This is a genomic window from Nonomuraea phyllanthi (assembly GCF_006334985.2).
GTDB classification, from domain to species: Bacteria; Actinomycetota; Actinomycetes; order Streptosporangiales; family Streptosporangiaceae; genus Nonomuraea; species Nonomuraea phyllanthi.
On the sequence record NZ_VDLX02000021.1, the window covers coordinates 32,561 to 47,943 of the forward strand.

A 15,383-nucleotide genomic window follows, 5' to 3' on the forward strand; every position below is an offset into this window, starting at 1 on the left:
CCAGCAGTACACAGATATCTCCTTGATCAGTGGTGACGAAGCATTTCTCGAACGCGGTCGGGCGTGAGTGGAAGCCGCCACACACGGGCGCCTTCCACGCCGAGCGCATCCGCAACGGCGTTGGCGATCGCGGCGGGGGTGCCGACCATGCCTGACTCCCCACCGCCCTTGACCCCCAGCGGGTTGGCGGTGTTGGGGCGTTCCTCCACGATGACCTCGATGTCGGGCAGTTCTTCGACGGTGGGCATCCGGTAGTCGGCCATGATGGTCGACTGTGGCTGGCCGTATTCGTCGTAGAGGAGCTCCTCAAGCAGTGCCGCGCCGATGCCCTGAGAGGCTGCACCGGCGAGTTGGCGGCGCAGCAGTTCGGGGTTGACGGCGCGGCCGACGTCGTGCAGCACCGCATGGCGCAGTACCTTCACGAGTCCGGTCTCGCGGTCGATGGAGACAAGGGAGAGCGCGGCGCCGAAGGAGAAAGTGGGATGGGGCTTGTCGAAGCGACCGCGTCCCTCCCCCACCTCGGCCAGCGGGATCGTGCGACCGGACGGCTCCCTGACCTGCCCCTGGACGAATCGGATCTCTCCGGCGGGCACGTCCAACCTGGCAGCGGCCTTGGCACGCAGGTCCTCTGCTGCCAGCGCGACGGCGTTGCCCGCCAGAGTCGTCGACCGGCTGGCGAACGCGCCGAAACCGTCGGCGAGCTTCTCGGTGTCGTGATGATCTATGGATACGGCATCCATCGGCACACCGAGTTTCTCTGCGGCGATCTGGCCAAGCACGGTCTCCACACCCTGGCCGAGGGAGGCCACCCCGACGTGGACGACGAACCGTCCGTCAGAACGGGGCACGATTCTGGCCTCCTCGAACGGCCCGATGGCGCCGATCTCGGTGTACGCGGCGAATCCGATGCCGACGTGCTCCCCGCTCGCCCTTCGGACCTGCCTTTGCTTGCACAGGTCGTCGTAGCCGACCTCGTCGAGCAGGTGCTCGAATCCGGCCGGGAAGTCGCCGCTTTCGTAGGTGATGGGTGCCGGCTCGAAGCTGAAAGGCAGCTCCCCCGGTCTAATCAAGTTGCGACGCCGCAGCTCTGCGGGGTCGAGCCGGAGCTCGGCAGCGAGCTTGTCGAGCATGCGCTCACGGACGAATGTGGCCTCGGTCATGCCCGGCCCGCGGTAGGTGCCGACGGGCGTCCGGTTGGTGAGAACGCCCCGGGTCTCGACGGAGAAGGCCTCCCACCGGTACGGCCCGGGCAGGTGCAGGGCGGGCAGCAGCGCGGGCAGGATGCCCTGCGAGCGTACGTAGGCCCCCTGGTCGCACCAGGCGCGGTCGCGGAAGGCCAACAGCCGCCCGTCGGCCGTGGCCGCGATCTCCAGGTCGTGCTCTTGTTCGCGGGCATGGTTGGTGGCGACGAAGTGCTCAGCGCGGTCCTCGATCCACTTGATGGGACGGCCGAGCCGCAGCGCAAGGAAGGCCACGAGGAAGTCCTCCGGGTACGGCTCGCCGCGTACGCCGAATCCTCCGCCGACGTGGTTCTCCACAAGGCGGATACGGTGCCGCTCGATGCCGAGCATGCTGCTGAGCGCGCTGCGGGTGAAGTGCTTGACCTTGGCCGCACCCCAGAGCGTGAGCACACCGGTCCCGTGGTCCATCTCGGCCAGCAGGCCGCGTGTCTCCATCGGGACGGCGGTGTGTCGATGCATCCGCAAGCGGTCCCTGATCACGACGTCGGCACGAGCGAAGGCCGCCTCCACATCCCCGTAACCCAGTGGAACGGTCGCGACGATGTTCGTCCCTGCCTCGGCGTGCACGAGCGGCGTTCCCTGCGTGGTGGCGGACAGGATGTCGCTCACCACGTCCAGTTCGTCGAAGTCGACGTCGACCAGCTCGGCGGCATCCTCGGCCAGGTAGGGATCACTCGCCACGACGACCGCGACCGGCTCTCCGACGTAGCGCACCACTTCTCGGGCAAGCGGCGGTTGCAGGAACAGGTGCGTGTACGGTGTCTCCGCCATGGGAAGGCGGATCGGGATGCGGGTCTCCGGTATGTCGGCGGCCGTGATCACCGCGACGACGCCTGGCTGCGCCAGCGCCTCGGCCACGTCGATGTCCAGGATGCGGGCGTGCGCGACGGGGCTGCGGACGACCCTGGCGTAAAGCTGGCCTTCTCGGTCGACATCGGCGACATAGCAGGCCGTCCCGTCCAGAAAGGCCAGATCGTCCCTTTCAACACTGACGCCGATATATCCGGATGTCATCGTTCCTCCCTCAGCCGCGACAAGGCTCGCCCGACGAGCGTGGCGACCAGTTCCTTGCGGTAGGCGCCACTCGCGTGCGCGTCGCCTGACGGGTCACAGCCCGCAGCGGCAAGTCGCGCGGCTTCCTGCGCCGCGCTGCCGGTAAGGACCTCGCCCTCGAGCGCAGCTTCCGCTTCATGCGCGCGGACAGGGATCGCGGCCACTCCCCCGAGCGCGATATGGGCGTTCCGCACCCGGCCACCGTCATCGGCGGCCAGAACGACGGCCGCGGCGGCGAAGGCGAAGTCTCCGGCTCGCGGGCTAAACTCTTCGAAGACGCTGCGCGTCCCCGGGCTCGGAGCCGGGAAACGGGCTTCCACCACCAACTCACCTGGTTCGAGTACCGTCATGAGCGGCCCGGCGAAGAACTCGGAGACCGGAATCTCCCGTTCACCCGACGCTGATCGCGCGATGAAGGTCGCCTGCAGCGCGGTGCTCACCACAGGAAGCTCCGCCGCCGGGTCCGCGTGCGCGAGACTTCCGCCGAACGTTCCGCGCAGCCGGATGGGATAGTGGCCAATGAGCGCAGCGGCTTCGCGCAGCGCCTGCCAGGGACCGTCCAGATCCGGGGAGCGTTCCAGCGTCGCGTGACGGACGAGAGCGCCTACCCGGAGGGCGCCGTTCTCCTGGTGCACGCCGCCGAGCTCCTGCAGCCGGTTGATGTCCACGAGATGACTCGGCCGCGACAGGCGCAAGGCCAGCAGCGGCATCAGGCTCTGCCCTCCGGCAATGAACTTGGCATCCTCGCCGGCCTCTGCAGCCAGTCGCAACGCCTCCTCCAGTGAGGAGGCCCGACGGTAGGCGAAGGGAGGCGGTTTCATCCGCGCCCACCTCGCAGCTCTCGCTGTGCGGCGAGGACGGCCTGCAGGATGGGCCCGCCTCCGGTGCAACGGCACAGGTTGGCCGACAGCACCTCACGGATCCGCTCGCGGCCGGCATCCGGTTCCTCGCGCAGCAGCCCCGCTGCCAGCATGAGAAACCCCGAGGTGCAGAACCCGCACTGCAGCGCGCCGTGATCGTGGAAGGCGCGCTGCAACGCGTGCAGTTCCCCACCCGCCGCGAGCCCTTCGACGGTCTCGAGCCTGCCACCTTCGGCCTGCACGGCCAGCATCAGGCAGGACCTGACGGGCCGGCCGTCGAGCAGAACCGTGCAAGCACCGCACGAGCCCTGCTCGCAGCCGAGCCGGGTGCCTTTGAGCCCGTTGTCCCGAAGTGCATCGGCCAGAGTGCACCGTGGCGGCGCTTCGACCGGCAGTTCCTGGTCATTGGCGACCAGTCGGATCCGTACACTCTCGTCGGCTTCGAGCCAATCGCCACTCAAGTGTTGATCAACGTGTGGCATGTATCCCTCCCTCAACCCGAAAGCACGTCGAACGCTTCGGCGATGCGTGCGGCAGGCCAGCCTGCGCTCAGTGCCAGCGACAGCAGGACACGGGCCTGGGGTGGTGCGAGCGCCCCTGCCGGGATGACACCCCTGGCCAGCAGGTCCCGTTCCGAGCCGGGAAAGCCGTAGGTGTCCGAGAACGTCTCCCCCGCTCCCGTGCGCGAGGCCAGGACGACCGGCACCTGGTACGCGACCGCGGTCAGGTCCTCGATCATCCGTGCGGGTACGTGACCCACGCCGAACCCCGCCACGACAACGCCCTGGTAACCGAGGTCCGGCAGCAGGCGCAGCAGCCGCCCGTCATCGCCGAGCGCCACGGAGGCCAGCGCCACCGCGGCAAGCTCTTCCACGTCCGGAAGGTCCACGAAGACCCGGCCGACCGGCCGCAGCGGGATCCTGACCCGGTCTTCGGCCGTCCAGCCCAGCGCTCCGGCACTCGCCGAGGTGAAGGCGGAGGGACGACTGGCGTGCGCCTTGCGGACGAACCTCGCTGCATGGATCTCGTCGTTCATCGTCACGAGCACTCCCAGGCCGCGGGCCTTCTCGCTGGCTGCGACGAGGATCGCGTTGCGGAGGTTGGCGGGGCCGTCGGCACCGGACTGGGTGGGGTGCCGCATCGCGCCGGTCACGACCACGGGTCGGTCGGTGTTGAGGAGCAGATCGAGGGCCATCCCGCTCTCCTCGATCGTGTCGGTGCCCTGAGTCACGACGACTCCGTCGACACCGTCCTTGAACGCCTCCTCGATCCTGCGGCTCAGTCTGACCAGGTCGACGAGCCGCAGGTGTGCGCCAGGCACCTGCGCAAAGGCGTCGGTTTCGATGCGGCCCAGCTTCGGCACGTCAGGAACGGCCGCCACAAGTTCGTCCGCGTCAAGCGCGGGGGCGACACCTCCCAGCTCGTTCCTGGGCGCCATGGCGATGGTGCCGCCCAGTGCCACCACTCGGATGCGCCGATCACTCCCGGTCATAGTTCCTCCCAGAGGCTCCTTAGTCATCATCTTACGTATATAGATACATAAATGGGAAGAGTGGTGTTCCTCGACGAGGAGGGCACTCGGGTCGTGTACCCCTGGTGGTCGCCCCGTATCAGCTGGTCAGAGCCCAGATGTCGAGGGGTCTCGCGGCGTCGGCCGGTTGCTCCGGACAGATCGTCGGTAGGGCCGGCTCGCCATGGCGCCCTTCACGCGCCCTGCGCCCGCCTTCTCGCCGGCCCTCAGCGATCTTTGGGAGGCGTCGGACACCTCTCGGAGAGCCTGAAGGCGTCGAGGTGATGGCTTCGTGCCCGGCTGGTGGGCGCTTCACCGTTCGCTCGCCGCGTGAGCTGCCGGCCGACCGCGACCTTTTCGCGCAGCGCGGGAAATCGACCTTCGCAGCGGTCGGCGCGGCGTCGTGGACGTGATGCCGGAAACCATGCAATGGGGTTTCCTGATGCACCAAGGCGAGGCTTCGCTCATTCCGTGCCGAGATCACGCCGAAGGCGTATGCGGCAGTCCTCTGTCGGGCGAGGAATCCACCACGTCATTCACAAGTTCGCAGGGATCGTGGCCCCCAAGATTCCCGGGCGATCCGCTTCTGGCCCGACGGGCGACATCGCAACCGATGAGCAGCGCCCGACGAGGCAACCGGTCGGCCAAGGCGCCAAGCAGGGGGCCGGCGAAAAGGGCGGGCAGATACGCTGACGCCTGCGCCAGACCGGCAAGCAGGCCAGAGTTCGTTCGATCGAACACCACTACGGCGACCGCGAGAGAAGCGAATTTGTCACCGTCGTAGGCCTTACAGGAAGGGCCTGGCGCGAGTGGAATCCATAAGGTGACCAGCGACCCCTGCCACGCGACCAGCGTCAGGACGTGCTGATGGCCACCGTCGCGATTTCGGCTTCGCTGCCGCTTCGGTCGAGAACTTCGGCAGGGAGTGAAACGAGAGGCATGAGGTGCTGCCTTCAGCATTCAGCCGAGCATATTCGGGGTCTCCATGCGCCAGGCGGCCAGCGCTCCCTCAGCGGCGCGGATCGCGCTGTTGACCGAGATCTCGCCGCGCATGCCGGGCGCGGCCACCATGTCGCCGGCCAAGAACACGCCGTCGCCCCTGTCGATGGCGGGCCGGTCGCGCCAAGTCAGCCCTGGCAGGTCGAGCGCGCCCGTCCTGCCCTTGGCCGACCCGAGGCGCTGCCAGGTCACCCGCTGCCGCCAGCCGGGTACGGTCCGGTCCGCGAACGCCTTGACCCGCTCCCGCGCTGCCGACTTGCCCTCACCCTCGCGGACGGGGATGTCGATCTGGAACAGCGTCTCCCCTGAAGGCGCGATCGTGGGGTCCTGCATGGAGTAGCTCTCGTGAAACCCGCCGGCGTCCAGGTCCCAGCAGATGAACCGGTCACGGGGATTACTACGTACTGCCAGGTCGAACATGACGCAGTCGCCGCTCTCCCAGCGCAAGGAGTCGTCGCCGAGCAGGATGCGAGCCGACGCCAGCTCGGTCGCCACGATCGTGGGCCCGTCAGGCAACGCGTTGATCCGGGAGCCGAGCTCGATGCGCACGCCCAGGTCGCGGGCGCGGGTGATCATGCGCTCGATGACCGCCTGCCATCCCCCGATCGCCCAGCGAACCGCAGGAGGGCCGGGGGCGAACACGCGGCGCAGCAGGTCCCACACGAAGGCAGCCGAGAGCCGCCCGGTGTCGGAGTCGAAGGTGACAACGCTGATGGCGTTGGCCGCCACCCTGGCGATGCGCTCGCCGTACAAGGCTGTCGCCCATGTGAAGAAGTCCTCGTCCACGGGCGCCTTCCTGTTCCTGCCCATGAGCATCATGCGCAGGAAACCTGCGGGCGGCAGGCGGCGCAGGCGCCCGTCAAGCAGGAAGCCGATCCTGGTCGCGTCACTGGCGGAGGGCCGGCCGAGCGGGCCGGTCAGCCCGCGCTCAACCATCCAGGTCCAGTGGGGACCGTCAGAATAGAAGACGTGGGCACCCTCATGGGCGACGTACGGTGGGGCCGTGGCACGAGCCCGGCCACCCAGCGTGTGGTGCGCCTCGTGCAGCGTGACTTCCGCGCCCGCTTCCGCGCAGGTGATGGCCGCCGTAAGCCCTGCGAGCCCGCCACCGATCACATTGATCTTCTTCTTCGTCACGCCGCCTCACGCTAGGATGCCGAGCCGCCGGCGGAATCTGACAGATGACCGGGCCCACGACCGGTGAGGCAAGGCTGCACAGCAGGGGCGACACACGCCGCCACCTCGTGGCGTTCGGCCCCCACCATCACGTCGAGCCCGGCCGCATACCGAGCAGGTCCCGGGGACGTGCTCCCCCGCATGCGCTCTGAACAGCTCTTCCTTCCCGCCGAAGAACCGCCGCACGAGCGCGAGGCCGACGCCCGCGTGCGCGGCGCGATCTGGCGCATGCTCGTTTCTTGGTATCCCTGCGTGCTGAAGAGCGCGGCAGCGGCCGCCGGCTGGCCAGCGACTACCCGGTACTGCCCAGGATCACCGCCCGCACCGCCAGGCTGCCCGAAGGCGCGCGGTCCCACCCGTTATGGCGGGCCGTCGCGGGACTCGGGCAGCTCGCGACGGAGGAGCCTGAGAAGGGGCTGACATTCCTGCACGACGTGATCGGGGGCGTGCGCGGAGGAGGGGGGCGAAAGCGGGCGCGCCCGTTGCTCCGGCAAATCGCCGACGCCCGCTGCCCAGGGGCCAACGGCATGCGCTACGCAACGCCGAGTTTCCTGGACCTGATGGTGCGCCGCTCTGAGGAATATGCACTGTACGCACCGGCCGCCCGCACGGTGATGCGCGTCCACCGGGCGTCCGACGTCGTCGAGGCGACGGTACGGGCGCCGTCCCGACATAGGCCGGGTCGTCGACCGGCGCATCCGAATATGGGCGTCGATCACCACGCAGCCGGGGCCGAGGTGGTGGGGCGCCGAGTATGACGCCTGGTGCCGCCGCGACCTGACACACCTCGAGCTGGACTACCTGTTCCTGGACGCACACCATTTCTGAATGCACGACGGCAGCCGCCGAGCCGATCCTGGCCGCCTGCGGCATAACCACCGCCGGCAAGCCCGTCTTCGCCGGCCCCTCCGCCGCAGCGGCCTAATCCACCGACGCCTGGTACGACCTCCTGTCCGACCTGACCACCCGTGGCCTCGAACCGCCGCTGCTGATCATCTCCGACGGCGCGCCCGGCCTGATCAGCGCCGCCGAACAGGTCTTCCCCTCCTCACCGCGCCAAAGGTGTCTCGTTCACCGCGCCAGAAACGTGCTCGCGAAGGTCAGCGCCGGCGACCAAGCCGAGGTCAAGGCCGCCTACTGGCAAACCTGGCCCGCGCACCCTGCAAGACCTCCGCCGAGCGCTGCTCCACCCACCTATCGAGCTCCGCTCGACCGACGACCCAGCCTTGGCGACCGTCCTGCCGTGCTTCACACGGGTTCTATCCGAACCGGGACACCGTTGAGCACCGCCGTGGCGCTGGCGTCGTCGAGCACCGCGGGGTCGGTGACGTCGTTGGCGCTGACGCCGGGTACTGCGGAGGCGATGGTCATCCGGGTGCCCGGGTGCTGGTGACCGTAACCGTGCGGGAGACTGACCACGCCGCGCATCATCTCGTCAGTGGCCTTGACCTCGACCATCACCGCACCGGAGCGCGACCGCACGTATGCCGTGTCGCCGTCGTTCAGCCCGAACGCGGCCAGATCTGCGGGGTTGACCAGCAGATGGTGCCGAGGTACTCCCTTGGTCAGGCGCCCGCTGTTGTGCATCCAGGAGTTGTTGTCCCGCAGGTGCCGCCGGCCGATGAGCAGCAGCTCGCCGTCCTCCGGCGCAGAATCGCGCAGTCGCGGCAGGTCGTCGAGCAGCTCGCGTGGCCCCAGGTCGATGCGTTTGTCCGGGGTGTGCAGCCGCCCGGGCAGCGCGGGACTCAGCGGGCCGAGATCGATCCCTGCCGGGTTACGGCGGAGCTTGCGCAGTGAAAGCCGATATGGCCCGACCCGCAGTCCGAGGTCGATCAGGCGGTTGGGGCTGAGCGACAGCATCAGCCGCTCCTTCATTGTGCCGCGCGGTCGATATCGCTTGGCCAGTTCCTGGAAGATCTGCCACTCGTGCCTGGCGTCAGCGGAGCGCGGGAACAGCGCGGGGCTGAAGCGCGCGGTGTTACGTACAGCCAGCGCGTTGAAGAGCACGTCATAGTGGTCGCGCTCAAAATGCCCGGTTGGTGGGAGGATGACGTGGGCATGCCTGGTCGTCTCGTTGACGTAAAAGTCGATCGCCGCCATGAACTCCAGCCCTGCCAGCGCTCGATTCAGCCGATGACCGCCGGGTGCCGATAACGCTGGATTGCCTGCCACGGTCAGGAGGGCCCTGATCTGGCCGGGGCCCGGCGTCTCGATCTCGTCGGCCAGCGTGGCGACGGTGAACTCGCCGCTGAAGTCGGGCAGCCCTCGCACACGCGATCGGCGCGAGCCGATATATCCGGGTTTGAGGGTTCCGCTGTCGATACCGTCCACCGCCGGCCTGGTGAACATCAGGCCGCCGGGCCGGTCGAGGTTGCCGGTGACAATATTGAGCAGCTGAACCGCCCAGTGGGCGAGCGCGCCGTACCGCTGGGTACTCAGACCCGTTCTCGAGTAGCACGTGGCCGACTTCGCCATGGCGAACTCTCGGGCCACCCGCCTGATCACGGCTTCGTCGACCCCCGACCATCGCGCCGCCAGGGCTGGGGTGAGATCGGCGATGCCCCGCCGTACCTCGTCGAGCCCGTCGGCGTAAGCCGGCAGGGTGGCCAGGCCCTCCTCCAGAACCACGTTGACCATCGCCAGCAGAACGGCCGCGTCAGCGCTTGGCCTGATGAAGTGATGCTCGTCGGCGACCTTGGCGGTCTCGGTCCTGCGCGGGTCGAACACCACGAGCTTGCCACCGCGTCCGCGCATCTCACGCAGCCTGCGTGGGAAGCCGGGCGCGGTCATGAGGCTTCCGTTGGAGGCGATCGGGTTGGCGCCGAACACGAGCAGGTAGTGGGTGCGGTCCACGTCGGGAATCGGGAGCAGCCACTGGTGGCCGTACATCAGCAGCGCCACCAACTGGGCCGGCCAGGTGTCCGCCGAGCCGGCAGAGTATTTGTTGCCGGTACGCAGCAAGTCGACGAACGCCGGGGCATGGGTCATCGCCCCGAGGCTGTGAGTGACCGGGTTGCCCAGGTACGCACCGACGGCGTCGGGCCCGTGTTCGGCTCTGATACGCGACAGCTCACCGGCGACCAGATCGAACGCCTCATCCCAGCCGACCTCGTGCCATTCGTCGCCGACCCTGCGGACCGGACGCCGCAGGCGATCGGGATCATGATGCAGGTCGGTCAGTGCCACGCCCTTGGGGCAGATGTGCCCATGGGAGAGTGGGTCCTCCTCCAGCCCCTTGATCGACACCACGTGCTCGCCTTCGACCCGCACCCGCAGGCCACAGACCGCTTCGCACAGGTTGCACACGCTGTACCGCTCGCTTGCCGTCATCCTTGCCGCCATGTCCCGAAACCCACCGCTGCCACGCCGGTGGAGACGCTGTGCTGCCCAGCCACCTGCTCGCCGTACGCGGCAGGCCGAAAGGCGACAGGCTCGACGGCCGCCCCAACCGCGGAGAGCCGTATCGCGCCATCGGCGAAGACGGGCCCGCAGTGCCCGCCGGCGCAGGTCTTGCAGTGGTTGACGTCCAGTACACCACGCCGCATGGCCGAGTCCTCGGCCGGCGCCTCGGAGATCAGCGGCTTGGCCATGCGCAACGATGGAGCGGCGTGGCCGCTGGAGACCTCGACGTCGGGCCAGGTCAAGTGTGAGTACTGCCTGGCGGGTTGCGTCGGGCGGGAGCCGAACGTCGTATCCGGGCGGCCCGCCTGTGCCTCGCCCCCTCCAGCCTCCGCGACAGAGCTGTCCGCAGCAGCCGGCAGGGCGAATCTGAACTGTCCTCTCATGCTCCCTCCGATGATCGAGTCGTGTGAACATCAGTCATACGACAGGTGATGCGACAGATTCCGCGCGGGAACGCGCGGACGTTGACCAGCGGCATGCCGTACTTGATGATCCGACAGCGGTTCAGCGACAGAGGGCGATCTGCTCGGCGTTCTCATTCAGCGCGGGAGCGATGACATCGCATCCGGCCGCGCGCAGGACCGGCATCAGGCAATCGCACACCCAGGACCGTGCCGGGCTCGTGAACCAGTACGAACGGCGTGGAGATGTGCATGTGACGACTGTAAGGACGGGCGTGGGAGGCCCGCATCTGTCGGGTGACCAGTCCTCAGCTCACCGCCAACACCGCCTTTCCGAGCGTCCTGGCTTGCGCCACCAGGTCGATGGAGAGCTTGGTGTGCCCCGGGGTCGAGTAGAGGTGGGTTACCGGATTCCTGTGCCAGTTGATGAGAGGAAAATGGCATGGGGCGATCACTGTGCCAGGGTGCCGCTCATTGCGGACCAGTCATAGGACAGATTCACGGCGTAACGGCGCAGCCTACCGTCCTGCCATGGCTGCTCCCAGTACAGACGTTTTGATTATCGGCGCCGGACCCGTCGGGCTGTCAGCCGCAGTCGTCCTGGCCCAGCACGGGCGCAGAATGACCATCGTCGATCAGTTGCCCGAAGGCGTGAACGAATCCAGAGCTGCCGTCGTCCACGCCCGCACCCTGGAACTGCTGGAACAGTACGGCGTCAGCGAGAGGCTCGTGGCACGCGGCGTCCGTACTCCGCTGTTCACCGTCCGCGACCGCGACCGCGTGCTCATCCCCGTGCCCTTCGACGGCCTGCCGTCCCGCTATCGCTACACACTGATGATCTCCCAGGCGGAGACCGAGGCGCTCCTGGTGGGACGCCTGAAGGAGCTGGGCGGCAACGTGATCAGACCGGCCCGCGTCACCGGCCTCGATCCTGATCCCGGCGGGGTGACCGCCACATTCGAGGACGGCAGACGGATCCGCGCCGCCTACGTGATCGGCGCCGACGGCAAGAACAGCACAGTCCGGGAGCTGGCAGGCATCCCCTTCTCCGGTGGCACCCATCCGCTGTCGTTCACGCTGGCCGACGTGCGACTGCGGTACGCGCCCTGCGACGAGGTGGTCCTCTACTTCTCCCGCGCCGGGCTCGTCGTGGTGGCGCCGCTGCCCGGCGGCCTGCACAGGATCGTGGCCGCCGTGGACACGGCGCCGCGGGCTCCCGACGCGACGTTCGTTCAGCACTTGCTTGACACCCGCGGCGCGCAGGTGCGTCCGGCGATCGTCGAGGAGGTCGTGTACGGCTCGCGTCACCTGGCCCACCACAAGGTGGCCGACACTTTCCACCATGGCCGTGTCTTGATCATCGGCGATGCGGCGCACGTGCACTCGCCGGCCGGGGGCCAGGGCATGAATCTCGGCATCGAGGATGCCGTCCTGCTCGGCGAGGCTCTCCATGTCGTCCTGGACGGCGGCTCCTCCGCCCTCCTCGAAGAGGTTGCCACCGCGCGCCGCGACGTGGCCAAGCGCGTGGTGTCGCAGGTCACCCGGCTCACCGAGGTGGCCAACTTCGGGCCGAGCCGCCGCCCCCTCCGCAATCTCGTCCTGAGCTTGGCCGGGCGGTCGTACTTCGTCCGTCACCGCCTGGCGGCAAACCTGTCCGGCCTGAGCCGGCGCGGCCAGTCAGATGGCGGTCTACCTGGATAACGGCTTCGTCGCAGACTCGGGGTGACAGTACATGTCGCAGCATCACGCTGAGTCGTGCATGATCCCAACGATCTTGCGAGTACGGCGTTCTCGAGGTTGCCGCCGCTGGTCGTGGAGGATGCCGCACACCTCGCCCCTGGCTTCTCGTACGCCCGACCCAGTGACATGGCCGTCCTGAGGCGGGCGTGAGGCGCCTCGTCACCGCACGGTGAGGTCGCCGGCGAGATAGTACTGAAGCACTGGAGCCATGTCGTGCACCAGCTTTTCCACATCCATGGAGACGATGGGCTCGAGCTCGACAACGTAGCGGACGAAAGCGAGCCCTAGCAGCTGGGTGCTCAGCAGGCCGGCTCGGTGGGTGGCCTGGGCGTCGTCACAGCGTGCCACGCGAACAACGAACGATGCGATCTGGGACGTGAAGATGGCTCTGATGCGCTCGGCTGCGACAGGGTTCGTGGTCGCCGAACGCAGCAGGAGCATGATGGCCTCGTCCGCCAGGTTCCCTTCCCATCGGGAAAGGAAGTGGCGGATGAGCACCTCGCCCACTTTTTCTGGCGCCGGCGGCTCGACTTCTTGCAGATTCAGGTCCAGATCAATGGCCGCGCTGAACAGACCCGCCTTGTTCTCGTAGTAACGCATCACCATAGACGGGTCGATACCGACCATGCCGGCGACCGCGCGAATAGTTGTGCCCTCATATCCACGCTCGGCGAGAAGCTTTCGCGCAGCCGAAAGAATTGCCGATCGAGTAGCCGCCGATCTCTCCGTGAAGGCCATGCCGACAAGTTTAGACCCATGTCACGCGTCGCCTTGCATGACGTCGCTGCCACTGACGATCCGGACGCGCCGTACTCACGCACGCACCCTGACGATCACAAGGCGCGATCAACCATACCGTGGCGTTTCGATTCAAAGACGTGCGCAGGCGCACTGGTCACGTGACCGATTCGACGGCGGAGCTCGTCGCATAGCGTTGTGCGTCGTCCGGCCCGAGCGGCCGTTCGGCGGAACGGCCATGCAGTCGTCGCCATGGTTCCGGCCGACACCTGTAATTGATGCGGTGCGTTCCTGCGAAGTCCCCACAAGTCTGGAGACATTGCGTCCACGTTGCAGTTCCCGCGCCCTGTGACGTTTCGAACTGCCTTCACCTGCGATCCAGGCAACCCCTGAATGACTGATACATCGGAAACGGCTCTTCTTCGACTGCGATCAGATGTACGTAGCTGGGCCGGAACCCGGCCGCAGCGGGCGCTGCGCGTCACCAATTCCAAGCCCGGCAGCCAGGGAGACGGGCGTGCCGATTTCCGGCCGACAAGCCGTCCAGGTGCTCCCCGAATTCCGAACCGAAAGAACGGCTCTCACGTGATGAGCAAAGATTTTCGCCGTAAATCACGTCGGCGTGGCGACGAACTTGAGGCCGCGATCTTTCGCGCAGTCGTCGCTCACCTGGTCGAGTCCGGCTACCCGCGGCTGACCGTGGAAGCCGTCGCCAAACGCGCTCACACGGGTAAGGCGTCGATCTATCGCCGCTGGCCCACTCGGACGGCGTTGGTGGCCGCCGTGGTTGCCGCGCTGTTCAGTGAGGCAATGAAGACACCGGACACGGGCGACTTCCGTGACGACGTGCTCGCGTTGCTGCGCGGAATGGCCGATGTGCTCTCCGGGCCGGCAGGCGAGGGGATGCGGGGTCTGCTCAGCGAGGCGCCGAGTGATTCGCAGCATATGAGGGACGCTCGCAGCTTGGTTCACGGCCTCGGAAGGGGGGTCATGGAAGCGGTGGTGCGGAAGGCCGCGGAACGCGGCGAGGTCGCCTGCGAGGCGATCAGATCGAGCAGGCTGGAGGTTGGACAGGCACTGATACACGAGCACTTCCTCTTCGGGGCTGCGCCGGTGTCCGACGAGTTGATCGTCGGAATTGTGGATGATGTCGTGTTACCTCTTTTCCTCTCCGCGCCCTGAGCCACGCCTCGATGGACTGTGCCGCGGGCCCCGTGGCCACCACGGCCGCGTGCTCGCGCGACACCTCGGGCTCCGGGGTCGGCCGGCGCGAACACCACCGGAATCTTGGGCATCGTGGCGATGTCGTCGCCGGTCAGGATGCCCGGCGCGGACACCCCGACGAAGACGTCGACGTCCTTGACGGCGCCGCGCACGTTCCCGGCGTGGCCCTCGGCGTTGCTGTGGTCGGCGATCCAGCGCGAGGCCTTCGCCCGGACAACTCCTTCTCCCCAACCGGGTCACCACGGGACCGGCGACGCCTCCTCAGGTTGCCCGCTTCGGTGGTGAATGCGAGCTCGATCGTGTGCAAGGTCCCGTTGCGGTCGACGACCTCAAGGCGCGTCCGGTGGACATGTCCTTCCGCCTTCATGCAGATCTTTGAGTGAAGTCGTAGTCCGGCTTCAACCCGTTGCCGTCGTGGCCGTCCGGGGTGGATGAGACGGTTCCGATCGCGTGCAGGCTCCAGAAGTCCCGGTTCGACGTGTCATCGAATGCGTCCGCCACGCCCGGGGGAAGACCAACTCGGTACGCCTTGACGCGGCCGGATCCGGGTCCCGGGAACCGGTCCCGTTCCGTCGCGGTGCTCACCCAGAAGCCCGTGGCCCTGCCGTTGCGCGCTGTGCGCGCCCAGATCGACGATCATCCGCACCATCTCGTTCAGCCCGATACCGCGGGAGAACCCGGGTCGGCGAGCAAGGAGGCCGGTTCGGCCGTTCTCTACTCCGGGTACGCCGACCTGCTCTCGTACGGCAGGGCCTTCCTCGCCACCCCCGACCTACCCGCCCGGTTCGCACGCAACGCCGCACGCGACTCCGTCGACACCGGCATCACCGGAGCCACCTACGACGTCAGTGGCGGCTCCCGCGTCCACTGACCACGCCGACGTCGCGTTCGCGTCGATGGCGCGGGGGCCACAGCCAACCCCTTCGATCAGCACGCCTTGGTCAGCGCGGGACGGTGCGCGCCGGAGAACGACCTCGTGCGACGGCTCGTCGACCATCTGGAGCGGCGAGTTGTCGTGCCGAACACCACGGAGTCACAG

Annotated in this window: 12 protein-coding genes and 1 pseudogene; 5 read left to right on the top strand and 8 right to left on the bottom strand. The window is 67.7% G+C overall.

The window, feature by feature from the left end; all coding sequences use genetic code 11:
* Positions 1 to 26 precede the first annotated feature (26 nt).
* The 5 genes from FH608_RS40495 to FH608_RS40515 all read right to left on the bottom strand — a co-directional run bounded on the left by FH608_RS40495 (position 27) and on the right by FH608_RS40515 (position 6,800).
* Complete coding sequence (locus tag FH608_RS40495) at positions 27 to 2,255, bottom strand: xanthine dehydrogenase family protein molybdopterin-binding subunit (protein ID WP_139635730.1); 2,229 nt, start codon at positions 2,253 to 2,255, stop codon at positions 27 to 29.
* Entirely contained in the window at positions 2,252 to 3,115 is an 864-nt protein-coding gene (locus tag FH608_RS40500; RefSeq protein WP_139635731.1) for an FAD binding domain-containing protein, read from the bottom strand. Before FH608_RS40500 ends, FH608_RS40495 begins: the two co-directional genes overlap by 4 nt.
* Positions 3,112 to 3,636, bottom strand: a complete 525-nt coding sequence (locus tag FH608_RS40505; protein WP_139635732.1) for a (2Fe-2S)-binding protein — start codon at positions 3,634 to 3,636, stop codon at positions 3,112 to 3,114. The genes FH608_RS40500 and FH608_RS40505 overlap by 4 nt, the downstream gene beginning before the upstream one ends.
* Before the next feature lie 11 nt (positions 3,637 to 3,647).
* Entirely contained in the window at positions 3,648 to 4,646 is a 999-nt protein-coding gene (locus tag FH608_RS40510; RefSeq protein WP_139635733.1) for an asparaginase, read from the bottom strand.
* 978 nt (positions 4,647 to 5,624) lie between these two features.
* Positions 5,625 to 6,800 carry an NAD(P)-binding protein gene (locus tag FH608_RS40515; RefSeq protein WP_139635734.1) on the bottom strand — a complete coding sequence of 392 codons (1,176 nt, stop codon included), beginning with the start codon at positions 6,798 to 6,800 and terminating at the stop codon, positions 5,625 to 5,627.
* Between the two features lie 278 nt (positions 6,801 to 7,078).
* Here FH608_RS40515 and FH608_RS51950 point away from each other — a divergent pair, with 278 nt between their 5' ends.
* Both FH608_RS51950 and FH608_RS54760 read left to right on the top strand, forming a co-directional pair.
* Complete coding sequence (locus tag FH608_RS51950; RefSeq protein ID WP_193318918.1) at positions 7,079 to 7,597, top strand: hypothetical protein; 519 nt, start codon at positions 7,079 to 7,081, stop codon at positions 7,595 to 7,597.
* Positions 7,587 to 7,983, top strand: a pseudogene (locus FH608_RS54760) (transposase); the annotation flags it as partial. The gene FH608_RS51950 and the pseudogene FH608_RS54760, both read left to right, overlap by 11 nt.
* Positions 7,984 to 8,087: 104 nt before the next feature.
* Here FH608_RS54760 and FH608_RS40530 read toward each other — a convergent pair.
* Both FH608_RS40530 and FH608_RS40535 read right to left on the bottom strand, forming a co-directional pair.
* Positions 8,088 to 10,181, bottom strand: coding sequence for a molybdopterin-dependent oxidoreductase (locus tag FH608_RS40530; protein WP_317135610.1), 2,094 nt, complete (start codon positions 10,179 to 10,181; stop codon positions 8,088 to 8,090).
* Entirely contained in the window at positions 10,166 to 10,483 is a 318-nt protein-coding gene (locus FH608_RS40535) for a hypothetical protein (protein ID WP_139635737.1), read from the bottom strand. The genes FH608_RS40530 and FH608_RS40535 overlap by 16 nt, the downstream gene beginning before the upstream one ends.
* Before the next feature lie 633 nt (positions 10,484 to 11,116).
* Between FH608_RS40535 and FH608_RS40540 the strand changes: the two genes are divergently transcribed.
* Positions 11,117 to 12,343, top strand: coding sequence for an FAD-dependent oxidoreductase (locus FH608_RS40540; RefSeq protein WP_226900339.1), 1,227 nt, complete (start codon positions 11,117 to 11,119; stop codon positions 12,341 to 12,343).
* A gap of 198 nt (positions 12,344 to 12,541) precedes the next feature.
* Here FH608_RS40540 and FH608_RS40545 read toward each other — a convergent pair whose 3' ends face one another.
* Complete coding sequence (locus FH608_RS40545; protein WP_139635738.1) at positions 12,542 to 13,120, bottom strand: TetR/AcrR family transcriptional regulator; 579 nt, start codon at positions 13,118 to 13,120, stop codon at positions 12,542 to 12,544.
* A gap of 588 nt (positions 13,121 to 13,708) precedes the next feature.
* Between FH608_RS40545 and FH608_RS40550 the strand changes: the two genes are divergently transcribed.
* Positions 13,709 to 14,302 carry a TetR/AcrR family transcriptional regulator gene (locus tag FH608_RS40550; protein WP_139635850.1) on the top strand — a complete coding sequence of 198 codons (594 nt, stop codon included), beginning with the start codon at positions 13,709 to 13,711 and terminating at the stop codon, positions 14,300 to 14,302.
* A gap of 619 nt (positions 14,303 to 14,921) precedes the next feature.
* Positions 14,922 to 15,215 (top strand): hypothetical protein, encoded by a 294-nt coding sequence (locus tag FH608_RS51955; protein WP_193318903.1) that lies wholly within the window; start codon positions 14,922 to 14,924, stop codon positions 15,213 to 15,215.
* Positions 15,216 to 15,383: the final 168 nt, after the last annotated feature.